We start from the raw sequence: 19,016 nt of genomic DNA, 5'->3' as shown, positions 1-19,016 counted from the left end.
CCATGTTCTGGCAGACTGGAGGACGCGCGGAAGTCACTTCGGCGCGTTCCGCCGTGGTGTAATGGCAGCACGACAGCCTTTGGAGCTGTTAGGTCTAGGTTCGAGTCCTGGCGGCGGAGCGCTTTTCTCAGCGCTGTGCGCTGAAATAAGGGCGCTCCGAAAGGCGGCAGCGTGATTCCAAGGAAATCCTTGGAAATGAAACCGTGCCCGCACCTACACGGCCACGAAAGCGGCCCACTTCCCACTACGAGGAGCCTGAAACCATGACCGATCAGAATCTGGCGATTATCGTTCTCGCAGCAGGCCAGGGCACGCGCATGAAGTCGGCGACGCCGAAGCTCCTGCACCCGATCGCCGGCATGCCGATGGTCAGCCACGTGCTCGCGACCGCGAAGGCCCTCGATGCCGCGACGATCGTCACCGTCGTGCGCCACGAGCGCGACCTCGTCTCTGCCGTCGTCAACTCCGAGCTGCCAGAGAGCATCATCGTCGACCAGGACGAGGTGCCGGGCACCGGCCGTGCCGTCGAGCAGGCCGTCGCCGCGCTGCCGGCCGACTTCTCCGGCGATGTGCTCGTCATCAACGGCGACGTTCCGCTGCTGGACGCCCAGACGCTCGGCCAGTTCGTCGAGGCGCACCGGGCGAGCGGCGCCGCAGCCACCGTGCTCTCTGCCGTCTACGACGACGCCACGGGCTACGGCCGCATCGTGCGCCGGGACTCCGGCGAGTTCGACAGCATCGTCGAGCAGAAGGATGCCACCGAAGCGCAGCTCTCGATCGGCGAGGGCAACGCCGGCGTCTACATCTTCTCCGCCGACGCGCTGCGCGAGCAGCTCGGCAAGCTCACCACCGACAACGCCCAGGGCGAGAAGTACCTCACCGACGTCATCGGTCTGCTGCGCGCGGCGGGCTCCGACGTGAGCGCGGTTCCCGTGGCCGAGGCCTGGCTGGTGGCCGGCGTCAACGACCGCGCCCAGCTCTCCGAGGCGGCCCTGCGTCTGAACGCGCTGATCGTGCGCGGCTGGCAGCTGGCCGGCGTCACGATCCAGGACCCGGCAAGCACCTGGATCGACCTCAAGGCGAAGCTCGCGCCCGACGTGACGCTGCGGCCCGGCACCCAGATCCTCGGTGCGACCGTCGTCGAGACCGGTGCCATCATCGGCCCGGACACGACCCTGGTCGACTGCGAGATCGGCGAGGGCGCCGAGGTGCGCCGCAGCGACGCCACGCTCGCGGTGGTGGGCGCCGCGGCGTCCGTCGGCCCCTTCGCCTTCCTCCGTCCCGGCACGATCCTCGGATCCGACGGCAAGATCGGTGCGTTCGTCGAGACGAAGAACGCGAAGATCGGCACCGGCAGCAAGGTCCCGCACCTCAGCTATGTCGGCGACGCGACGATCGGCGAGCACTCCAACATCGGCGCCGGATCGATCTTCGCCAATTACGACGGTGTGAACAAGCATTCCTCGCAAATCGGGTCACATGTGCGCACCGGGTCGCACGGGGTCTTCGTCGCGCCGATTACAATTGGTGACGGAGCGTACACGGGTGCGGGAACGGTCGTTCGCAAGAACGTACCGGCCGGCGCCTTGGCCATCAGCGTCGCTCCGCAGCGAAACATGGACGGCTGGGTGCACACCCACCGGGCCGGGAGCGCCGCGGACGACGCTGCCCAGGCCGCGCAGGCAGAATAACAAAATTTCGACGGCCCGCCGTCGGGGAGAGCGAGACTACACGTGTCCGGAATCAAGTCCAGCGGAGAAAAGCGCCTCGTCCTCGTCTCCGGGCGAGCACACCCGCAACTTGCCATCGACATCGCCGCGGAGCTGGGTTCCGATCTGGTGCCGACGGATGCTCGGACCTTCGCCAACGGTGAGCTCTACGCCCGCTACGACGAGAGCGTGCGCGGCTGCGACGCCTTCGTGATCCAGTCGCACTCCGCCCCGATCAACGAGTGGCTGATGGAACAGCTGATCATGGTGGACGCCCTCAAGCGCGCTTCTGCCAAGCGCATCACCGTCGTCGCTCCGTTCTACCCGTACGCCCGCCAGGACAAGAAGGGCCGCGGCCGTGAGCCGATCTCGGCCCGCCTCGTCGCAGACCTGTTCAAGACGGCCGGCGCCGACCGCATCATGAGCGTCGACCTGCACGCCGCACAGATCCAGGGCTTCTTCGACGGCCCCGTCGACCACCTCTTCGCCATGCCGGTTCTGCTCAAGCACTTCAAGGACAAGCTGGACCCGGCCACCCTGACCGTCGTCTCGCCGGACATGGGCCGCGTGCGCGTCGCCGACATCTGGAGCGACAAGCTCGGCGCCCCGCTGGCCATCATCCACAAGCGCCGCGACCCGCTGGTGCCGAACCAGGTCTCCGTGCACGAGATCATCGGCCCGGTCGAGGGGCGCGTCTGCCTGCTGGTGGATGACCTGATCGACACCGGCCGCACCATCGTCAAGGCCGCAGAGGCGCTCAAGGCCGCCGGCGCCATCGGCGTCGTCGTTGCCGCGACGCACGCCGTGTTCAGCGACCCCGCGACCGAGCTGCTGCAGAGCGAGTTCATCGACGAGGTCGTCGTCACCGACACGCTGCCGCTGCCGCCGGAGAAGACCTGGGACCGCCTGACGGTGCTCCCGATCGCCCCGCTGCTGGCCCGCGCCATCCACGAGGTGTTCGAGGACGGCTCCGTCACCAGCATGTTTGACGGCGCCGCGTAATTATTGATGCAGTGCATCAATAATTAGGCGGCGAAAGGCGGCAGCCCATACCAAGGCATCCTTGGGAACAGCTACCGCTGGCCACGGGGGCGCCGAGAAAAACGGCAGCCCATACCCAGGCATCCTCAGGAACGCCGACCGCTGGCCACTCGCGCCACCCCAGCTCCGCCCCAGAAACCGCGTTTCACTGCAGCACCAGCTGCAGCGAGACGCGGTTTCTGCGCCGCTGGCCGTGCGGCAGCGCAACACCGCGGTCCACGGCGATTCGGTAGATTCGCTAGGTGGACGCCGCCCTGACTCAGGCGTCCCCAAACCGGAGGTACCCATGCCATTTCTCGCCGATGACACCCGTGCCGCCCTGGCACGTGCTCAGGAGCTCGACGCGGCGACCCCGACGCCGGCATCCGCGCTCGACCGGCTCTCCGCCGTGCGCACCCTGATCGCCGCGCTCGAAGCGGATGCCGCCTCGCTCACGGCCGTGCGGGAAGCCCTCGCCTCGGGCGCCGACTGGGGGGAGATCGGGGCGGCCGCCCGGCTCAGCCCGGCCGCCGCCAAGGCGCGCTGGCAGGGCGACGACGCGGCGATCGCCGAGCGCCAGCAGGCAAGCCGGAAGCGTTCGGCGCGGCCGAGCGCGAAGCCCACCGACTTGCCCGGTCTCTCCGTCGCCGAGGCCGCCGACAAGCTCGGCGTGACGGCTCAGGCCATCTACCTGCGCGTGACGCGGGGGCAACTGGAGGCGCAGACCATCGAGCTTCCGGACGGACGCAAGTACAAGCGGGTGTTCCTGCCAGAGGGCTGAGCCCGCTGACGGCTCCGGGAGTGCGACGGTCTCACTCAGAGGGGTCGCAGAGTGGGCTTCTGTCGCACGCTCCCTCGAGCCAACGGGGGAACGACCAATCCCGCTGGTCGAGTAGACCCGCCAGGGCCGGATCGAGACCGCGCACCCTGGTTCGAGCCGACGCGAACAGGCTAGCTTTGCTGGCCGGGGACGACCGAGGGGATGCCGGGCAGGAGTCCGAGCGGGGCCAGGTAGAACTCGGCGCCGCTCTGGTTCAGCCGGTAGCACTGCCAGCCGGGGCCGCCGTTGCCGAATAGCTCGAACCCGGCGCGAGAGCCGCCGGCGTCCGGATAGTACGCGCCGACCGTGATCTCGCAGGCCCGATCCGCCGTCGCGGTAGACACGCTGAGCGTGGTCAAGATGGTCGGCAGCACCAGCCCGAGCACGCAGAGCAGAACGACGATCTGGGTGAGTCGTCGCCGCCGGTTGCCATGCAGCGGCCGGGAATCATCGTCGTCGTGGATGGCGAGCTCTGGGTGGTTTGTCATCGTGCTCCATCTTCGCAGTTCGCCGCTGCCTGGGCGGGAACGGTCATCGGATCGTGAGGATCGACGCGATTCCGGCCGCGCTGGCCAGTAGCGCGAGGACAGCCGCCAGCGTCAGCGCCAGGGAGCTGCTCGGCGGGGGCGTGTCGATCGCGCGCAGCAGCTGCCGCTTGCGGATCGACGAGTAGGCGGTCGCCGCTCCCGCTGCCAGCAGCAGGAAGACGCCAACACCCACCAACAGAGGGGCATCGCCGAGCGCGCCGGCACGCAGCACGAGCGCCGCGTTGACCGCGACGGCCAGGGCGGTGCGGTTCCACGCGAGCGCCGTGCGCTCCGGTTGCAAGCCGGGGTCGCGCGGGCGCGGGGCCGTCGGCTGGGCGGGGATCACTGCTGCGTCATCCGAAGATCATGAGGACGGCGATGATGGCCGCCGTGAGCAGGCAAAATCCGGCCAGCAGCGGCAGCAGCAGCGAAAAGGGCAGCGGCTTGCCGGTGCGCATCGCGATCTCATTGGCCCGCCACCGCGTGTACGCGATCACGCTGAGGACGGCGCCGATGAGGGCGAGCACGACGGCCAGCGCCACGACAACCCAGCGCGGGCCGAGGGCGTGGGAGAACTGGTGCAGCAGCACGCCACCGGCAAGCAGCGCCAGCGCGGTGCGGATCCAGGCCAAGAAGGTTCGCTCGTTGGCGAGGGTGAAACGGTAGTCGGGCTCCTCGCCCTGCTGCCGCCATTGAGGGTTCCGCATGCGTTCTCCTTGCTTGTTGCGCGCATTCCAGTATCGCGGATGACGGCAGCGCACCATGCCGTTCACCCCTCCCCGCTACGATCTGCGGGTGAACACACTGCGACGTCACCTCGGCATTCCCGGCGCGATATCGATCGGCCTGGCCTCGATGATCGGTGCGGGCGTGTTCTACGTCTGGGCGCCGGCGGCCGAGGCGGCGGGGGCCGGGCTGCTGATCGGCTTGCTGATCGCGGCCGTGATCGCCACGCTGAACGCGCTGAGCTCTGCCCAGCTCGCCATGGCGCACCCCGTCTCCGGTGGCGCCTACGCCTACGGCCGCGCGCTGCTCGGACAGTGGTGGGGCTTCTCGGCGGGGTGGCTGTTCCTGGCGGGGAAGACGGCCTCGGCCGGGGCGATCGCGTTGATCGCCGGTGAGTACCTCTGGCCGGGGCAGGGGCGCTGGGTGGCGGTCGGCGCCATCGCCGTGCTGGCGACCGTCAACGCACTCGGCGTGCGCAGCACGGCCCGCTTCAGCGGAGCCTTCGTGGCCGTCGTCCTGGTCGGCCTCGGCGGGTTGGTGGTGCTCGTGGTGCTGTGGGCGGCGGGCGGCGGCCCTGTCGCAGCGTCCCCGGCCCCGGTTCTGCCCGGGGAGGGTGCCGGCTGGCTGGGCGTGCTGCAATCGGCCGGGCTGCTGTTCTTCTGCTTCGCCGGCTATGCGCGCATGGCCACCCTCGGCGAAGAGGTGCGTGAGCCGCGCCGCACCCTTCCCCGCGCGATCCTCGGGGCGCTGGCAATCGCTCTCGGACTGTATGCGGCGATCGGCCTCTCGGTCGTGCTTGTTCTGGGCCCGGAGCGCCTTGCAGGCTCGAGTTCGCCGCTGGCCGAGGTGGCGGCCATTGTCACCGGTGGCCCGGGCCTGTCCGGCGGCCCGAACACGTGGGTGCTCGTGGTGAGCCTCGTCGCCGCACTGGCGTGCCTCGGCTCTCTGCTGGGAATTCTGGCCGGGCTGAGCCGGACCGGTCTGGCGATGGCCCGCGACCAGGAGTTGCCCGGCAGCCTCAGTCGGGTCTCGGATCGACGCGGCTCACCGGTTGTCGCCGAGCTCGTCGTCGCCGTGCTCGCGATGGCAGCCGTTCTCCTGCTCGACCCGGCCCGGCTGGTCGGCTTCTCGGCCACGTGCGTGCTGGCCTACTATGCGATCGCTCACCTGGCCGCACTGCGCCAACCCGTTGCCGAGCGCTGGCTGCACCCGTCCGTGCATGTCGTCGGAGCCGTCGGCTGCACGCTGTTGGCCTTCACTCTGCCCTGGCAGGGCGTGCTGACGGCCGGGGTCGTGCTCGTCGTCGGGCTGGCCGCCCGTGGCCTCCGCCTGGCGCGAGGCGCACGGCGGAGACCACGATCGCGACCGGCCTAGACCACCCGTTGGTTGTAGGCCAGCCGCTCGTCGAGCGCCAGTTCTGGCTCGCCCGACTGCTCGACGACGCCGGGGGCGAACTCCTCGACGGCGACTTCCGTGACGGCGGCGCGGCGCGCGCCAGAGGTCGACAATGCCGCTGCGACATGGGCGATGATCTCGTCGACCGTTGTCTGCGGGTCGAAGCCGATCAGCTCGCGGGCTTTGCCGTTGTTGGGCACTCGACGCTGCATATCCTCGAAGCCCTCCGGGTAGGCCTCGGCGTACGGCACGTAGACGATGGAGCTGTCGCTGTGCAGCAGGTCGATGGCCCGTTGCGCCAGGTCTCGGATCGACACCTCGTAGCGGCCGCCGAGGTTGAACGCCTGCCCGTATGCGGCCGGCTCCTCCGCCAGGGCGATCAGGGCCGGGATCACGTCGCCGACGTAGCCGAAGCAGCGCGTCTGCGAACCGTCGCCGAACACGGTGACGGGCTCGCCGGCCAGGGCCTGCCCGACCAGCGTGGGAACGACCATGCCGTAGCGACCGGTCTGTCGGGGGCCGACCGTGTTGAAGAGTCGCACGATCGCGACGCGAAGCCCGTATTCGCGCCAGTATGCGTGGGCGATAGCTTCATCGATGCCTTTGGCCGCGGCGTATGTCCAGCGTGATTTGAGGGGCGAGCCGAGGATCCGGTCGGCCTCCTCGTCGAGGCTGTCTGCGGTGTTCTTGCCGTACACCTCGCTCGTCGAGGCGAGCAGCAGCGTCGCACCGGCCGCACGCACCGCGTCGAGTACCGTCTCTGTGCCGTGGATGTTCGTCCGCAGGCTCTCGAGCGGGTGCTCCACGATGAGGCGCACGCCGACAGCGGCAGCCAGATGGAAGACGCGGTCGGCGCCCTCGACAGCGCTGGCCACGGCCTCCGGATCGCGGATGGACCCCTCGATGAAGCGCATTCGGATGTGGCCGAGGACGGGGGCGAGGTTCTCGATCGAGCCGGTGCTGAGGTCGTCGATGACGGTGACGTAGTCGCCGCGTTCGATCAACTGCTCGACCAGGTGGCTGCCGATGAACCCGGCGCCGCCGGTAACTGTGGTGATCATTGTGTTTTATCGCATTCCAGGTCGATGTGTCGCGGATGGAGCGAGCGGGTTATCGGCAGTGTCGGCGGCCGGGCGTCCAGCCGCCGACAGTCAGGGCTAGCGCACATATGTCTGTGCGGCGTTCAACACCGCTTCGCTCACCACCACCGGGCCACCCAGCACAACGATGCGCTGGGGGCGCAGCCGGGAGAGCTCGGCCGCGATGGCGGTGGGGAGGGAACCACCCTGCACGAGCAGGACCGGTCCACCGCCGACGATCGCCGCAGAGCCGGCCGAGAGGGCGTCCGGGAAGTTCCCTCCGGTGACCAAATAGGCCACCTTCACTCCGGGAGAGAATGTGGTGCTGGAAATTTTCGCCGACGTCGCGTACCGGTCCGCTCCGGAAGCCCGCGAGGTCGGCGCGATCCCAGCGAGGGCAGTCGCCACCCCAGCCGATACGACATCGGTCCCGCCGAGGATTACGACCTTGCCGGGCTTGAGCCGCTGAAGCTCTGCGCGAATCACCTCGGGGATGCCCGTGGAGGTCACGAGCAGCACAGGCGACTTCACGGAGCCGGCCGCAGCGCCACCCGAGAGGGCGTCGGGGAAGTTGGTCCCGGCGGCAACGTACGCCACCGCAACACCAGGCTTGAAGCTGGCGGCCGAGATTTTGGCCGACGTCTCAAAGCGGTCGGCGCCAGCCACACGGCTCGTCGGGGCGATCTGCGCGAGCGCAGTCTGTACTGCGGTAGAGACAACACTGGTGCCACCCACGACGACGATGCGTGCCGGCTTGAGCCTCAGCAGTTCGGTCTTGACGGGTTGCGGGATCGCGTCGCGCGAGACCAGCAGCACCGGGCCCCCACCCGTCCCCGCGGCTGGCCCGGCAGAGAGTGCATCCGGGTAGTCGCCGCCGGTGGTGATGTAGACGACGGGCACCCCAGCGCTGAAGGTCGCTGCCGAGACGAGGGCCGACGTCTCAAAGCGGTCTGCGCCCGCGAGCCGCTGTGGGCCTCGCGGTGTTGGCGCTGCGGCGACCGGGCTGGTCGCGGCGCTGGTGACGGTCTTGGTGGTGTAGCCCGTCTTGGTTCCGGTGACGCGCACCGTCACGGTCTTGCCGACGTTGGCGGCCACCGGCTTGTATGTCGCTGCCGTGGCGCCGGGGACGGCGACATTGGCGACGAGCCACTGGTAGCTCAGGCTGACCGGAGCCGGTGTCCAGGTGCCCGCGTTGGCGGTCAACACCGAGCCGACCCTGGCGGTGCCGGTGATCGTGGGCGTCGGGGCGACGAGAACGAGCGGCGGGGCTGCGGCCACTGCGGCGGTCGCGGCACTGGTCACGGCCTTGGTGGTGTATCCGGTCTTGGTTCCGGTGACACGCACCGTCACGGTCTTGCCGACATCGCCGGCCACCGGTGTATATGTCGCTGCCGTGGCGCCGGGGACGGCGACATTGGCGACGAGCCACTGGTAGGCCAGGGTGACCGGAGCCGGAGTCCAGGTGCCCGCGTTGGCGGTCAACACCGAGCCAACCCTGGCGGTGCCGGTGATCGTGGGCGTCGGGGCGACGAGCACGAGCGGCGGGGCTGCGGCCACTGCGGCGGTCGCGGCACTGGTCACGGCCTTGGTGACGTAGCCGGTCTTGGTTCCGGTGACCTGCACCGTGACGGTCTTGCCGACGTCGCCGGCGACCGGTGTGTATGTCGCTGCCGTGGCGCCGGGGACGGCGACATTGGCGACGAGCCATTGGTAGGCCAGGGTGACCGGAGCCGGAGTCCAGGTGCCCGCGTTGGCGGTCAACACCGAGCCGACCCTGGCGGTGCCGGTGATCGTGGGCGTCGGCGCGACGAGCACGAGCGGCGGGGCCGCGGCCACCGCGGCGGTCGCGGCACTGGTCACGGCCTTGGTGACGTAGCCCGTCTTGGTTCCAGTGACCTGCACCGTGACGGTCTTGCCGACGTCGCCGGCGACCGGTGTGTATGTCGCTGCCGTGGCGCCGGGGACAGCGACATTGGCGACGAGCCACTGGTAGGCCAGGGTGACGGGAGCCGGAGTCCAGGTGCCCGCGTTGGCGGTCAACACAGAGCCGACCTGGGCGGTGCCCGTGATGGTGGGCGCGGGGGCGACGAGTTCATCGGTGGCCGGGGCTCCGACGGTGTTGTACATCGAGTAGTCGTCGGTGGTGAGTTCTCCGTTCCCGAAGACGTTCAGTGCGAAGCTGATGCCGTTCACGCCTGCGGGAATCGCCGGCGTCGTCCAGAGCGCCTGGGTGTAGTCGGTCGCGGCGGCAAACCACGGGCTCGAAGTACCGTAGATCCAGCTTCCGTCCGTCTGGCGGTAGTACACGGTGAACTGGGTGACTCCCGTCGCTTTGTACCAGGAGCGCAGCGAGTACGTCTGGCCCTCCACAACGGTGGGCGCACACGCGCCGCCGTCGAATATCTGTAGCCGTTTGGCATCACCTGTCGTGTACCCGCTGACGGTTACCTGCGAGGCGTACGTGCCCGTTCGACCGGGGCTCACCGTGGCGAATGACGAGGTATTCAGGCCGAAGGATGAATCCCACCAGCAACGGGGGATGCCCGCCGCGGCGATCTCTTCGAAACCGGGGTTCTGCAGGGCATTCACGCCGGGCCCCGCGGCCGGCGGCGGCACGAAGGCCGGTCCGGAAACGAGCGGCTTCACGGCGCCGCCGACGACCCCGTTCACCGTCTTGACCAGCTTTGTCGCGTTGTCTTTCCATCCCGCCAACCATGTCGTGAATTGGTCGAACACGGCTGTCGATATCGCGAGGTCGTCGCAGCCATCGCAGACATGGTGGAACGTCAGCTGAACCCAGCCGCCACCGTTCGCGGCCGCATCGGTGACCGTCTGCTGGAGCCTCTGAAGCGTCCACGTGGCATCGACCTGGTCGGCCGCGCGGGTCCAGTACGGGTCGGCCGGCGGAATCGACTCGGCGAAGTCGCACGATGCGCACTCCGTTCCGGGTGCAGTGCGCAGATCGCCGAGCCCACGGGCGCTGTTGTACCCGCAGCTCGCGGCTGCCGCCTCGACGCTCGCGTTGGCCGAGGCGAAGGGGTACGCGAAGCTGGTGACCTGGTAGCCCATGTTGCTGAGCGTGACACGGTCGTTGCAGATCTGACGCAACACCTCGTCTTGCGGCACCTGCGTGAGATCGGGGTGGCTGCGCGTGTGGCCGCCGATCTCGTGTCCCTCTGCGGCCAGCGTGGCCAGATCGGCAGTGCTCATCCAGCCCGGTTGGTCGACAAAGCCCGAATTGATGAAGAAGGTGCCGGGGAGCCCCTTGGTGCTCAGCATCTGGGCTGCGGGCATCTGGTCGGCATTGGCATCGTCAAAGGTGAGCGACACAACCGTCTCGCCGGCAGCCTGCGCGGGCGCCGCTGCCAGGACGGTCACACCCATCGTCACCGCGAGGGCGGCGACGGTTCCGAGGGCGATCAGTCTTCGGTGTCGAGGCGGCTGTTCAGCCACTGGGGGTTGAGGGGCTGGAGTCGACTCGTGGCGGGCGCGGGCTAGATGACGGGACATCAGATTCCGATCGTCGGGTTGTGGTGTGGCGGGCCGTGCGTCGCGAGCCGTGCTCTCAAACGGAAAACAAATGCGGGTTCGCGGGTAAGCGGGTGAAACGGGTGAAACGGGTGAAGCGGTTGTCCTGCGGTGTTCTGCGGTGTTCTGCGGAAGGGGGACGGAAGTCGCATGGCTCGAAGCGGGCGACTTCCGTCGTCTGTGGGGCTAGAGGCGCACCGCGTGGGCGATGGCACTAGCGGTGTAGCTGGTGTCGAGCACGAACTCGACCTCGTCGAGCCAGCCCAGATCGACTCCGCTGTGGGCGGTGTGGATCACGGCGACCTCGCTGCCGAACTCGGTCGGGTCACTGACGCTGGAAAGCAACGACCCGTCGTGGAGTCGCACGTGCGGGCACAGCGGGTCGTAGTAGGCGACGATCGCGCCCTCATGTTGGAGAGCGCTGAGCACCTCGAGGGCCGGCGACTCCCGCACGTCCTCGACGTCGGGCTTGTAGGCGACGCCCACGACGAGCACCCGGGTTCCGGTCAGACCGCGCCGGTGGGTCGAGAGCAGCTCCCGCACTCGGTCGACGACGCGGCGTGGGCGGGCCGCGATCAGGCTCATGGTCTGCTCGATCAGCGGTGCGCTGCGCCGCTCTTTGTGCAGCTGCCAGAGCAGGTAGTGCGGATCGCAGGGGATGCAGTGTCCACCGACCCCCGGCCCAGGCAGGAAGGGCATGAAGCCGTAGGGCTTCGTGGCCGCGGCGTTGATGACCTCGACGACATCGAGGTCGAGCAACGCGCTGACGTCGGCGAACTCGTTCGCCAACGCGATGTTCACCGCTCGGAAAATGTTCTCCACGAGCTTGGTCATCTCAGCCGTTTCCATCGAGCTGACCAGGTGAATCTGGTTGACGTAGCCGCCAACGATGGTAGCCGCGGCGGCGGTACAATTCGGGGTTGCACCGCCGACCACGCGTGGGACATCTTCGTGGGCGTAACCAGCCGCGCCCGGGTTGATGCGCTCTGGGCTGAACGCGATGAAGATGTCGGTTCCGGGGGTGAATCCGCGTTCGATCAGCGGATTCATCATCAAATCTCTCGTGCTTCCGACGTACGACGTCGAGGTGAGGATCAGCACCTGCTCCGCCACTGCGTGCTGCACCACCGTGGCGCATGCGCTCCTCAGCAGGCTGAGGTCGGGCACAAGGTACGCGTCGACGGGGGTGGGCACGCAGACGATCACGGTTGCGGCCTGCGAGATCAGTGCGGAATCGCTCGAGACGTGCAGCAATCCGCTCTGCTGCGCCCGGGTGAGGCGGTCCTGGTCGGACGCCAGCAGGTCAACGTGGCCGCGTGTGATGGCGTCGATGCGCAGCTGGCTCAGCTCGACGCCCAGTACCCGGAGGCCCGATTCGACGAAGGCGAGGCTCGTCGGCAGCCCAACGTAGCCCATTCCGATGATCGCAATGTCGTAACTGAAGGGCGACTCTTCCGGCAGTCGTTTGAGAACGGAGCCGGGAATGAACTCGACGGTGTTGAGATCAACAGCGTTGAGATCAACGTTTTCGAACTCAATCGGTTCAAGCAGCGCGGCACCCTGCGTTTTGTTGCGCGAACGGGTGTTGTCCAAGACCATGGCGGTTTCCTCGTCGTGCGAGTCGTGGTCACCCCGATGATCACAAACAAATTTGCGTACGTTATGAACTCGAGATTTCCTCGACTTCACTAGGGGACCTTAGCATCGCGAAAAATAAATGACCACGGGGAGTTGTACCCCCATTTTGGGGGTCACTTTCGAGCTTCACCAGGCCGTTTCGATGTGGCGGGAAAGCGCTGGCGTGCCCACCGCAAAGCAGCTATCGTGGTCGCGGAGTCACCCTCGGGGGCCGTCACGGTGGGCCTGTCGGGCTCTGCCGCTGACCGATGACGCCGGCGCCCGAGAGGGGCGAGAGAGCGGCGGGAGTGGCGAGTGTTCATTGGAATCGTCATACTCCTGCTCACGGGCGTCAGCACGGTCTTCTGGATCGTCATCGGCATGCTCCGCTTTGTGGGCGAGCGACTGGGAACCCATTCCCTGGCGGTCCGACCGAAGATTCGACGGCGGGGCGCCGAGGAAATCGACTCCATCGGGCTGTCCGACGTTGCGATCCTGCTCGCCGCGCACAACGAGTCCGCCGTGATAGCGCGCACCATCAGACAGGCGGCCATGCATCTGCCGCTGGCGCAGATCCACATCGTGTCCGACGGTTCCAGCGATGACACGGTCGCGATCGCGCGCGCTGAGGGCGCGCAGGTGCTCGACCTGAACCCCAACCGCGGCAAGGCCGGTGCCCTGGTCGCGGCGCTCGAGCACTTCGAGATCGTCGAGAAATTCAAGGTGATGGTGCTGCTGGATGCCGACACCCATCTGGCGCCCGACTACCTGGTCACCGGGCTCCGGCTGTTCAGGGATCCAGAGGTCGTGGCCGTGGCCGGCCGGGTGCGCACACTGGCAAGCCCGGCGCCGCCCACGCGGCTCGGCCGCGTGTTGGTGAGTTACCGGGAGCGTCTCTACGTGGTGCTCCAGCTGTTCCTCAAATACGGGCAAGCGGCCAAGCGGGCCAACGCGATCTTCATCGTGCCCGGCTTCGCGAGCATGTACCGCACCCGTGTGCTGCCGAACATCGACATCGATCCTCCGGGCCTGGTGATTGAGGACTTCAACATGACGTTCGAGGTGCACGCCCAGCGGCTCGGCCGGATCGCGTTCCACCCGCGGGCCGCCGTCGCGTACACACAGGACCCGGGCACCATCCACGACTACCTGAACCAGACGAGGCGCTGGAGCCTCGGGTTCTGGCAGACGGTGCGCAAGCACCACTTCCGGCCGCACGTCTTCTGGGTTGCGGTCGGCTTCTACATCGTCGACATCACGACGAGCGCGTTCGTGTACCTCGCGCTGCTCGTGCTGCTCGGAACGACGATCCTGGCGCAGCTCATCACGACGCCGGATGCCGCGACCGTGCTGAGCGTCGACAACGCGATGTGGCCAGGGCTGGACCTGTGGGGCACTGCTGCCGCCTGGTCGGACGAGCTCCTGTCCTTCGTCACCCCGGGCGAGGTCCTGCTCGTGATCGTGCTGCCGGACTACGCGCTCACGCTGTTCGCCGCGCTCGTCCTCGGGCGTCCGAAGATGCTGTTCGTCGGCGTGTTCTTCCCCCTCGTGCGCACGGCCGACGCGTGGATCTGCCTGAGCACCCTGCGGGCATCGCGCGCCGTCGGCGGCGATGGGCGCTGGGTCAGTCCCGCACGCCGCCTGGACCTGGTCTCCGGCGACACGACGGTCTAGGGCGGGCCGGGCGCCCTCATGCGAGCGGTGACCCCATCACCACTGCACCTCGTGGCCCCGTGACACCACTCGCAGCCACGGCCCGGGCGGCACATCGGATTCCTCGACGAACTGCCAGTCGACCAGGTCATCCTCTCCGTTCAGGGAGCTGAACCCCAGGCAGCCGTTCAACGCGGGCGAGACGTCCATGCCTGCGCCGTTGAACTTCTGGTTCTGCGGGCGGGCGTCGTCGCTGCCGAAGACGTACTCGGCGTCGTTGTACTGGCCGGGGCCCGCGTCGGCGATCTGCCCATAACAGACCCGATCGCCCTTGATGAGCTTGACCCAGCGGTTGAGCATCATGCTCACCGAGCTGTTCTCCGCCTGCCCCTGGTACTCCGGCGCGTTCGCCCAGGGGATCACCTCGGCGCGGCGGGCGAACGCGGCGGGGTCGTTGACGTCGTCGAAGGGGAGGTCGAGGTAGAACGGGTTGAGCAGCGGCGTCATCGAGTTCGGGAAGTAGTCATTGGCCGCGCTGCGCGCCTCGGTCTCGCAGCTGCCCGCAGAGTCGTCGCCGTCGCATCCGCCGTAATGAGCAAACCACTCGCCGTCGTAGGTCGAGATCATCTGGCTGCCGTCGGAGGCATTCGGGTCGAAGATCTCGCCGACCCAGAACGTCGTGGCGATGATGCCCGTGTGCAGGGGGTAGCCGGCGGTCGGCTGCGCAGGCGGGTCGCCATCGCCCGGTGCGCTGTTCGGCGCGCACGCCGTCAAGCCGAGGAGGACGAGCAGGGCGGAGGCCGCGACGACTCCCTGCTGGGGGCGCCCGGCCGCGCGGAGCGGGCGCCGGCACGGCACGGGGCGATCTGATCTGGCAGCCATGGTGGTGTGCTCCTGGGGCACCATCGACCGGTGCGACTACCGGGTGATGTTACGCCGCGGCGGCTCCGACGTCGAGGGCGGGACGTGGCATCCGCAGACGCGAAAGCGCCGCCCCGCGAGAGCGGGGCGGCGCTGTCGTGAATCGACGGCTAGTGAGCGTCGACTGCCTGGATCTCGCTGCGGTCGCCGGACCAGAGCGTGTGGAAGGTGCCCTCGCGGTCGACGCGCTTGTAGGTGTGCGCACCGAAGAAGTCGCGCTGGCCCTGCACGAGCGCGGCCGGCAGGCGGTCGGCGCGCAGGCCGTCGTAGTACGCCAGCGACGACGAGAACGCGGGGGAGGGGATGCCGGCCTGGGCGGCGGCGATCACGACGCGGCGCCATGCCGACTGGGCGCCCGCGACGGCGTCGGTGAAGTACGGCGCGGTGACCAGGGCGACCAGGCCCGGGTTCTCGGCGTACGCGTCGGTGATGCGGTTGAGGAACTGGGCGCGGATGATGCAGCCGCCGCGCCAGATGGCCGCGATGTCGCCCTTCTTGATGTCCCAGTTGTACTCCTCCGCGCCGGCGACGATGGCGTCGAAGCCCTGCGAGTAGGCGATGATCTTCGAGGCGTAGAGGGCCAGGCGCACGTCCTCGACGAAGGCATCGACGTCGGCGACGGCGAAGTCGCCATCCGGGCCCGGCAGGGCGGATGCGGCGGCGCGCTGTGCCGGCTTCGAGGACAGAGAGCGGGCGAACACGGCCTCGGCGATGCCGGAGACGGGGATGCCGAGGTCGAGGGCGGTCTGCACCGTCCAGGCGCCGGTTCCCTTGGCGCCGGCCTGGTCGACGATCACGTCGACGAGCGGCTTGCCGGTGGCGGCATCCGTCTGGCGGAGCACCTCGGCGGTGATCTCGATGAGGTAGCTCTCGAGCTCACCCTTGTTCCACTCGGCGAAGATCTCGGCGATCTCGGCCGGGCTCTTGCCTGTGCCGCGGCGGATGAGGTCGTAGGCCTCGGCGATGAGCTGCATGTCGGCATACTCGATGCCGTTGTGGATCATCTTGACGAAGTGGCCGGCGCCATCGGTGCCGACGTGGGTCACGCAGGCGCGCCCGTCGACGACCGCAGCGATCGAGGTGAGGATCGGGCCCAGCGTCTCCCACGCCTCGGCGGAGCCGCCGGGCATGATCGACGGGCCGAGGAGCGCGCCCTCCTCGCCGCCGGAAATGCCGGCGCCGACGAAGTTGATGCCGGTCTCGCGCACGGCCTTCTCGCGGCGGATGGTGTCGGTGAAGAGGGCGTTGCCGCCGTCGACGATGATGTCGCCCGGCTCGAAGGCCTCGACGAGCTGGTTGATCACGGCGTCGGTGGCGCGGCCGGCCTGCACCATGATGATCGCGGTGCGCGGCTTCTGCAGCGAGGCGGCGAAGTCCTCGATGGTCTCGGTCGCCACGAAGCCGGCATCCGGGAACTCGGCCGCAACGGCGCGCGTCTTCTCGGCGGAGCGGTTGTAGATCGCGACGGTGTTGCCTTCACGGCTGGCGAGGTTGCGAGCGAGGTTCGAACCCATCACCGCCATTCCGATCACGCCGATGTTTGCCTGAGAATTCGACACGGGGATGCTCCAATACGAGGTTGGGTGGAATAGCGGGCAGAGTGATCCGCCCTGCGTCAACGCTAGCAAAGCCCTGACCACCTCATGCTCGCATGACAAACGAGGTGCCAGTGTCAGGTGCTGGGCGGGAGCCAACCGTTCGCTGGGGCTGGCGTGGGCGTCGGATGAGTGGGAGCTGAGGAACTTTCGACGTGTTAGCGTATTCCTAATAAATCTGATTTATGAATCTAGTATCGATGAAGAATCAGATGTAATGAAGCGTCTGAGGAGTCCAAGATCGTGTCTGATCACCCTGTGCATGGCAACACCGTGCCCGCAAACGTTCCCCCGCTCATCGTGATGGGTGTGTCGGGCTCGGGTAAGTCGACCATCGGAACCGCCCTCGCCGCCGCGCTGGGCATTGAGTTCATCGATGGCGACGACCTGCACCCCCGCGCCAACAAGGCCAAGATGGCTGCCGGCCACCCGTTGAACGACGAAGACCGCGCGCCCTGGCTGGAGATCATCGCCGAGCGCATCGGCGCCGAGCTGGCCGATGGCCGCCCCATCGTCGTCGCCTGCTCCTCGCTCAAGCGCAAATACCGCGACCAGCTGACCGCCTACGCGCCCAGCACGGTCTTCGTGCACCTGGACGGCGCACGCGGGATCATCTCCGAGCGCCAGAGCCACCGCGTGCACGAGTACATGCCGAACACGCTGCTCGACTCGCAGTTCAGCACGCTCGAACCGTTGCAGGACGACGAGCGCAAAGTGATCGTTGACCTCACAATGAAGCCGGACGCCATCGTGAGCTTTGTGCTCGACCGGCTCTCCGTCATCGACGCGGCCACCCCGTAACCCAGCACCTGAGCGGCATCCGACCGCTCCATCCACTTGCACTACCTACCCGCACCACCAGCCCCATCTGCTCACCAGCAGCGCTGCACTCCGTGCAGAAACAATCCACAAAAAGGAAAAGACAACGATGACTGACCTCGAGCTCAACTGGACGCTTGGTACGCCAGGCCTCCTGCTCGTCGCAGCCGGCGCAATCGCGCTGCTGCTCGTATTGATCATGAAGTTCCGCATTCACGCCTTCGTGGCGCTGATCGTGGTCAGCGTGGTGACCGCGGTTGCTACGGGCATCCCCGCCGCCGGGCTGGTTCCGACGCTCATGAGCGGCTTCAGCTCCACCCTCGGCAGCGTCGCGCTGCTCGTGGGTCTGGGCGCGATGCTCGGCCGCATGCTCGAGGTCAGCGGTGGAGCAGAGGTGCTCACCAACGCCCTGATCAAGACGTTCGGCGAGAAACGCGCACCGCTCGCGCTCTCGATCGCCTCGCTGATGTTCGGCTTCCCGATCTTCTTCGACGCCGGCCTCGTCGTGATGCTGCCGATCATCTTCACGGTGGCGCGTCGCCTCGGCGGCTCGCTGCTCCTGTACGCGTTCCCCGCCGCAGCGGCCTTCTCGGTCATGCACATCTTCGTGCCGCCGCACCCGGGCCCCGTTGCCGCCACCGGCCTGCTCGGTGCCGACGTCGGACTCGTGCTGATCTTCGGCCTCCTCGTCGCCATCCCGACCTGGTACCTCGCCGGCTACCTCTTCGGTGGATTCCTCGGCCGTCGCTTCAACATCCCCGTGCCGACCATCCTGGACGCCCCGTCGGACTCGATCGAGAACAAGTTCCGTTCGGCCCCGAAGCTCGGCACCATCGTCTTCCTGCTGCTGCTGCCGCTCGGCCTGATCTTCCTCAACACGGGCCTGAACATGCTGGCAACGGCCGGCGTCGTCTCGCTCGAGGACACCTGGGTCCAGATCCTGCGCGCATTCGGCGAGGTGCCGATCGCCCTGCTGATCACCGTGCTGATGGCCATGTGGCTGCTCGGATGGCGCCAGCAGAAGGAGCGCTCGCTCGTTGAGACCGTCGTCGACAGCGCGCTCGGCCCGATCTGTTCCATCATCCTCATCACCGGTGCCGGTGGAATGTTCGGTGGCGTCCTGCGCGCCAGCGGAATCGGCAACGCCATTGCCGACTCGCTCGACGCGATCGGCCTGCCGGTCATCGTCGCCGGCTTCGTCATCGCCGCCGTCGTGCGCATCGCCCAGGGCTCGGCCACCGTCGCCCTCACCACCGCCGCCGCGCTCATCCAGCCGGTCGTGCTCGGCAACCCCGAGTTCAACGCGGTGCAGACCGTTGCCATCGTGCTCAGCCTCGCGGCTGGTTCGGTGTTCGCCGGCCACGTCAACGACTCCGGCTTCTGGCTGGTGAGCAAGTTCTTCGGCATGGACACCAAGACCACGCTGAAGACCTGGACCGTCGGCCAGGCCCTGATCGGTGCCTGCGGCTTCATCCTCTCGCTCGCCATCTACTTGATTGCCAGCACCTTTTAGTACCACTGGTTAGTGCCACTGGGTAACACAACAGTTCTGCGGGGGCGCGTATCGCGATCAGCGATGCGCGCCCCCGCCAGCACACAGCACCACC

At 67.9% G+C, this 19,016-nt stretch carries 15 protein-coding genes and 1 tRNA gene; 8 read left to right on the top strand and 8 right to left on the bottom strand.

Translation table 11 applies throughout. From position 1 onward, the window contains the following. Positions 1-47: 47 nt before the first annotated feature. The 4 genes from BLT62_RS14345 (at position 48) to BLT62_RS14330 (ending at position 3,510) form a co-directional block, all read left to right on the top strand. Positions 48-119: transfer RNA gene (locus BLT62_RS14345), tRNA-Gln, on the top strand. 144 nt (positions 120-263) lie between these two features. Continuing rightward, positions 264-1,691, top strand: coding sequence for a bifunctional UDP-N-acetylglucosamine diphosphorylase/glucosamine-1-phosphate N-acetyltransferase GlmU (glmU, locus tag BLT62_RS14340; protein WP_083364672.1), 1,428 nt, complete (start codon positions 264-266; stop codon positions 1,689-1,691). A 42-nt stretch (positions 1,692-1,733) separates the two neighbouring features. Further along, positions 1,734-2,711 carry a ribose-phosphate diphosphokinase gene (locus BLT62_RS14335; RefSeq protein ID WP_083364671.1) on the top strand — a complete coding sequence of 326 codons (978 nt, stop codon included), beginning with the start codon at positions 1,734-1,736 and terminating at the stop codon, positions 2,709-2,711. Between the two features lie 325 nt (positions 2,712-3,036). Further along, positions 3,037-3,510: a hypothetical protein gene (locus BLT62_RS14330; protein WP_083364670.1), complete on the top strand. Its 474-nt coding sequence runs from the start codon at positions 3,037-3,039 to the stop codon at positions 3,508-3,510. 170 nt (positions 3,511-3,680) lie between these two features. Here BLT62_RS14330 and BLT62_RS14325 read toward each other — a convergent pair whose 3' ends face one another. From BLT62_RS14325 to BLT62_RS14315, 3 genes are read right to left on the bottom strand one after another with little or no spacing between them, the layout of a single operon-like run. After that, positions 3,681-4,037, bottom strand: a complete 357-nt coding sequence (locus BLT62_RS14325) for a hypothetical protein (protein WP_083364669.1) — start codon at positions 4,035-4,037, stop codon at positions 3,681-3,683. A 43-nt stretch (positions 4,038-4,080) separates the two neighbouring features. After that, positions 4,081-4,422 carry a DUF202 domain-containing protein gene (locus BLT62_RS14320; RefSeq protein ID WP_156786366.1) on the bottom strand — a complete coding sequence of 114 codons (342 nt, stop codon included), beginning with the start codon at positions 4,420-4,422 and terminating at the stop codon, positions 4,081-4,083. Positions 4,423-4,429: 7 nt separating this feature from the next. Further along, positions 4,430-4,783: a YidH family protein gene (locus tag BLT62_RS14315; protein WP_083364668.1), complete on the bottom strand. Its 354-nt coding sequence runs from the start codon at positions 4,781-4,783 to the stop codon at positions 4,430-4,432. Positions 4,784-4,871: 88 nt separating this feature from the next. Here BLT62_RS14315 and BLT62_RS14310 point away from each other — a divergent pair, with 88 nt between their 5' ends. Further along, on the top strand, positions 4,872-6,176 hold the full coding sequence (locus tag BLT62_RS14310) for an APC family permease (RefSeq protein WP_231919224.1): 1,305 nt from the start codon (positions 4,872-4,874) through the stop codon (positions 6,174-6,176). Here BLT62_RS14310 and BLT62_RS14305 read toward each other — a convergent pair. From BLT62_RS14305 to BLT62_RS14295, 3 genes are all read right to left on the bottom strand, one after another. Then, positions 6,173-7,258, bottom strand: a complete 1,086-nt coding sequence (locus BLT62_RS14305) for an NAD-dependent epimerase/dehydratase family protein (RefSeq protein WP_083364666.1) — start codon at positions 7,256-7,258, stop codon at positions 6,173-6,175. The two genes, BLT62_RS14310 and BLT62_RS14305, sit on opposite strands and share 4 nt — an antisense overlap. A 96-nt stretch (positions 7,259-7,354) precedes the next feature. Beyond that, a complete protein-coding gene (locus BLT62_RS14300) occupies positions 7,355-10,729 on the bottom strand; it encodes a cell wall-binding repeat-containing protein (protein WP_172829720.1) in 3,375 nt (1,124 codons plus the stop codon). A 261-nt stretch (positions 10,730-10,990) separates the two neighbouring features. Next, positions 10,991-12,403 (bottom strand): nucleotide sugar dehydrogenase, encoded by a 1,413-nt coding sequence (locus BLT62_RS14295; RefSeq protein WP_083364664.1) that lies wholly within the window; start codon positions 12,401-12,403, stop codon positions 10,991-10,993. 333 nt (positions 12,404-12,736) lie between these two features. On the opposite strand from BLT62_RS14295, the gene BLT62_RS14290 reads away from it, so the two are divergent. Then, the gene (locus BLT62_RS14290; protein WP_231919223.1) at positions 12,737-14,095 is read left to right on the top strand and encodes a glycosyltransferase family 2 protein; all 1,359 of its coding nucleotides are present in this window, start codon (positions 12,737-12,739) and stop codon (positions 14,093-14,095) included. Between the two features lie 36 nt (positions 14,096-14,131). Here BLT62_RS14290 and BLT62_RS14285 read toward each other — a convergent pair whose 3' ends face one another. After that, complete coding sequence (locus tag BLT62_RS14285; RefSeq protein ID WP_231919221.1) at positions 14,132-14,956, bottom strand: hypothetical protein; 825 nt, start codon at positions 14,954-14,956, stop codon at positions 14,132-14,134. Between the two features lie 149 nt (positions 14,957-15,105). Next, positions 15,106-16,554 carry an NADP-dependent phosphogluconate dehydrogenase gene (gene gndA, locus BLT62_RS14280; RefSeq protein WP_083364662.1) on the bottom strand — a complete coding sequence of 483 codons (1,449 nt, stop codon included), beginning with the start codon at positions 16,552-16,554 and terminating at the stop codon, positions 15,106-15,108. Between the two features lie 279 nt (positions 16,555-16,833). Between gndA and BLT62_RS14275 the strand changes: the two genes are divergently transcribed. Beyond that, positions 16,834-17,391 (top strand): gluconokinase, encoded by a 558-nt coding sequence (locus tag BLT62_RS14275; RefSeq protein WP_407937553.1) that lies wholly within the window; start codon positions 16,834-16,836, stop codon positions 17,389-17,391. A 127-nt stretch (positions 17,392-17,518) separates the two neighbouring features. Then, complete coding sequence (locus tag BLT62_RS14270) at positions 17,519-18,922, top strand: GntP family permease (RefSeq protein ID WP_083364661.1); 1,404 nt, start codon at positions 17,519-17,521, stop codon at positions 18,920-18,922. Positions 18,923-19,016 lie beyond the last annotated feature (94 nt).

The sequence above is a fragment of the Microterricola viridarii genome (genome assembly GCF_900104895.1).
Classification (GTDB): Bacteria; Actinomycetota; Actinomycetes; order Actinomycetales; family Microbacteriaceae; genus Microterricola; species Microterricola viridarii.
This window is presented reverse-complemented; position numbering and strand designations above follow the sequence as displayed.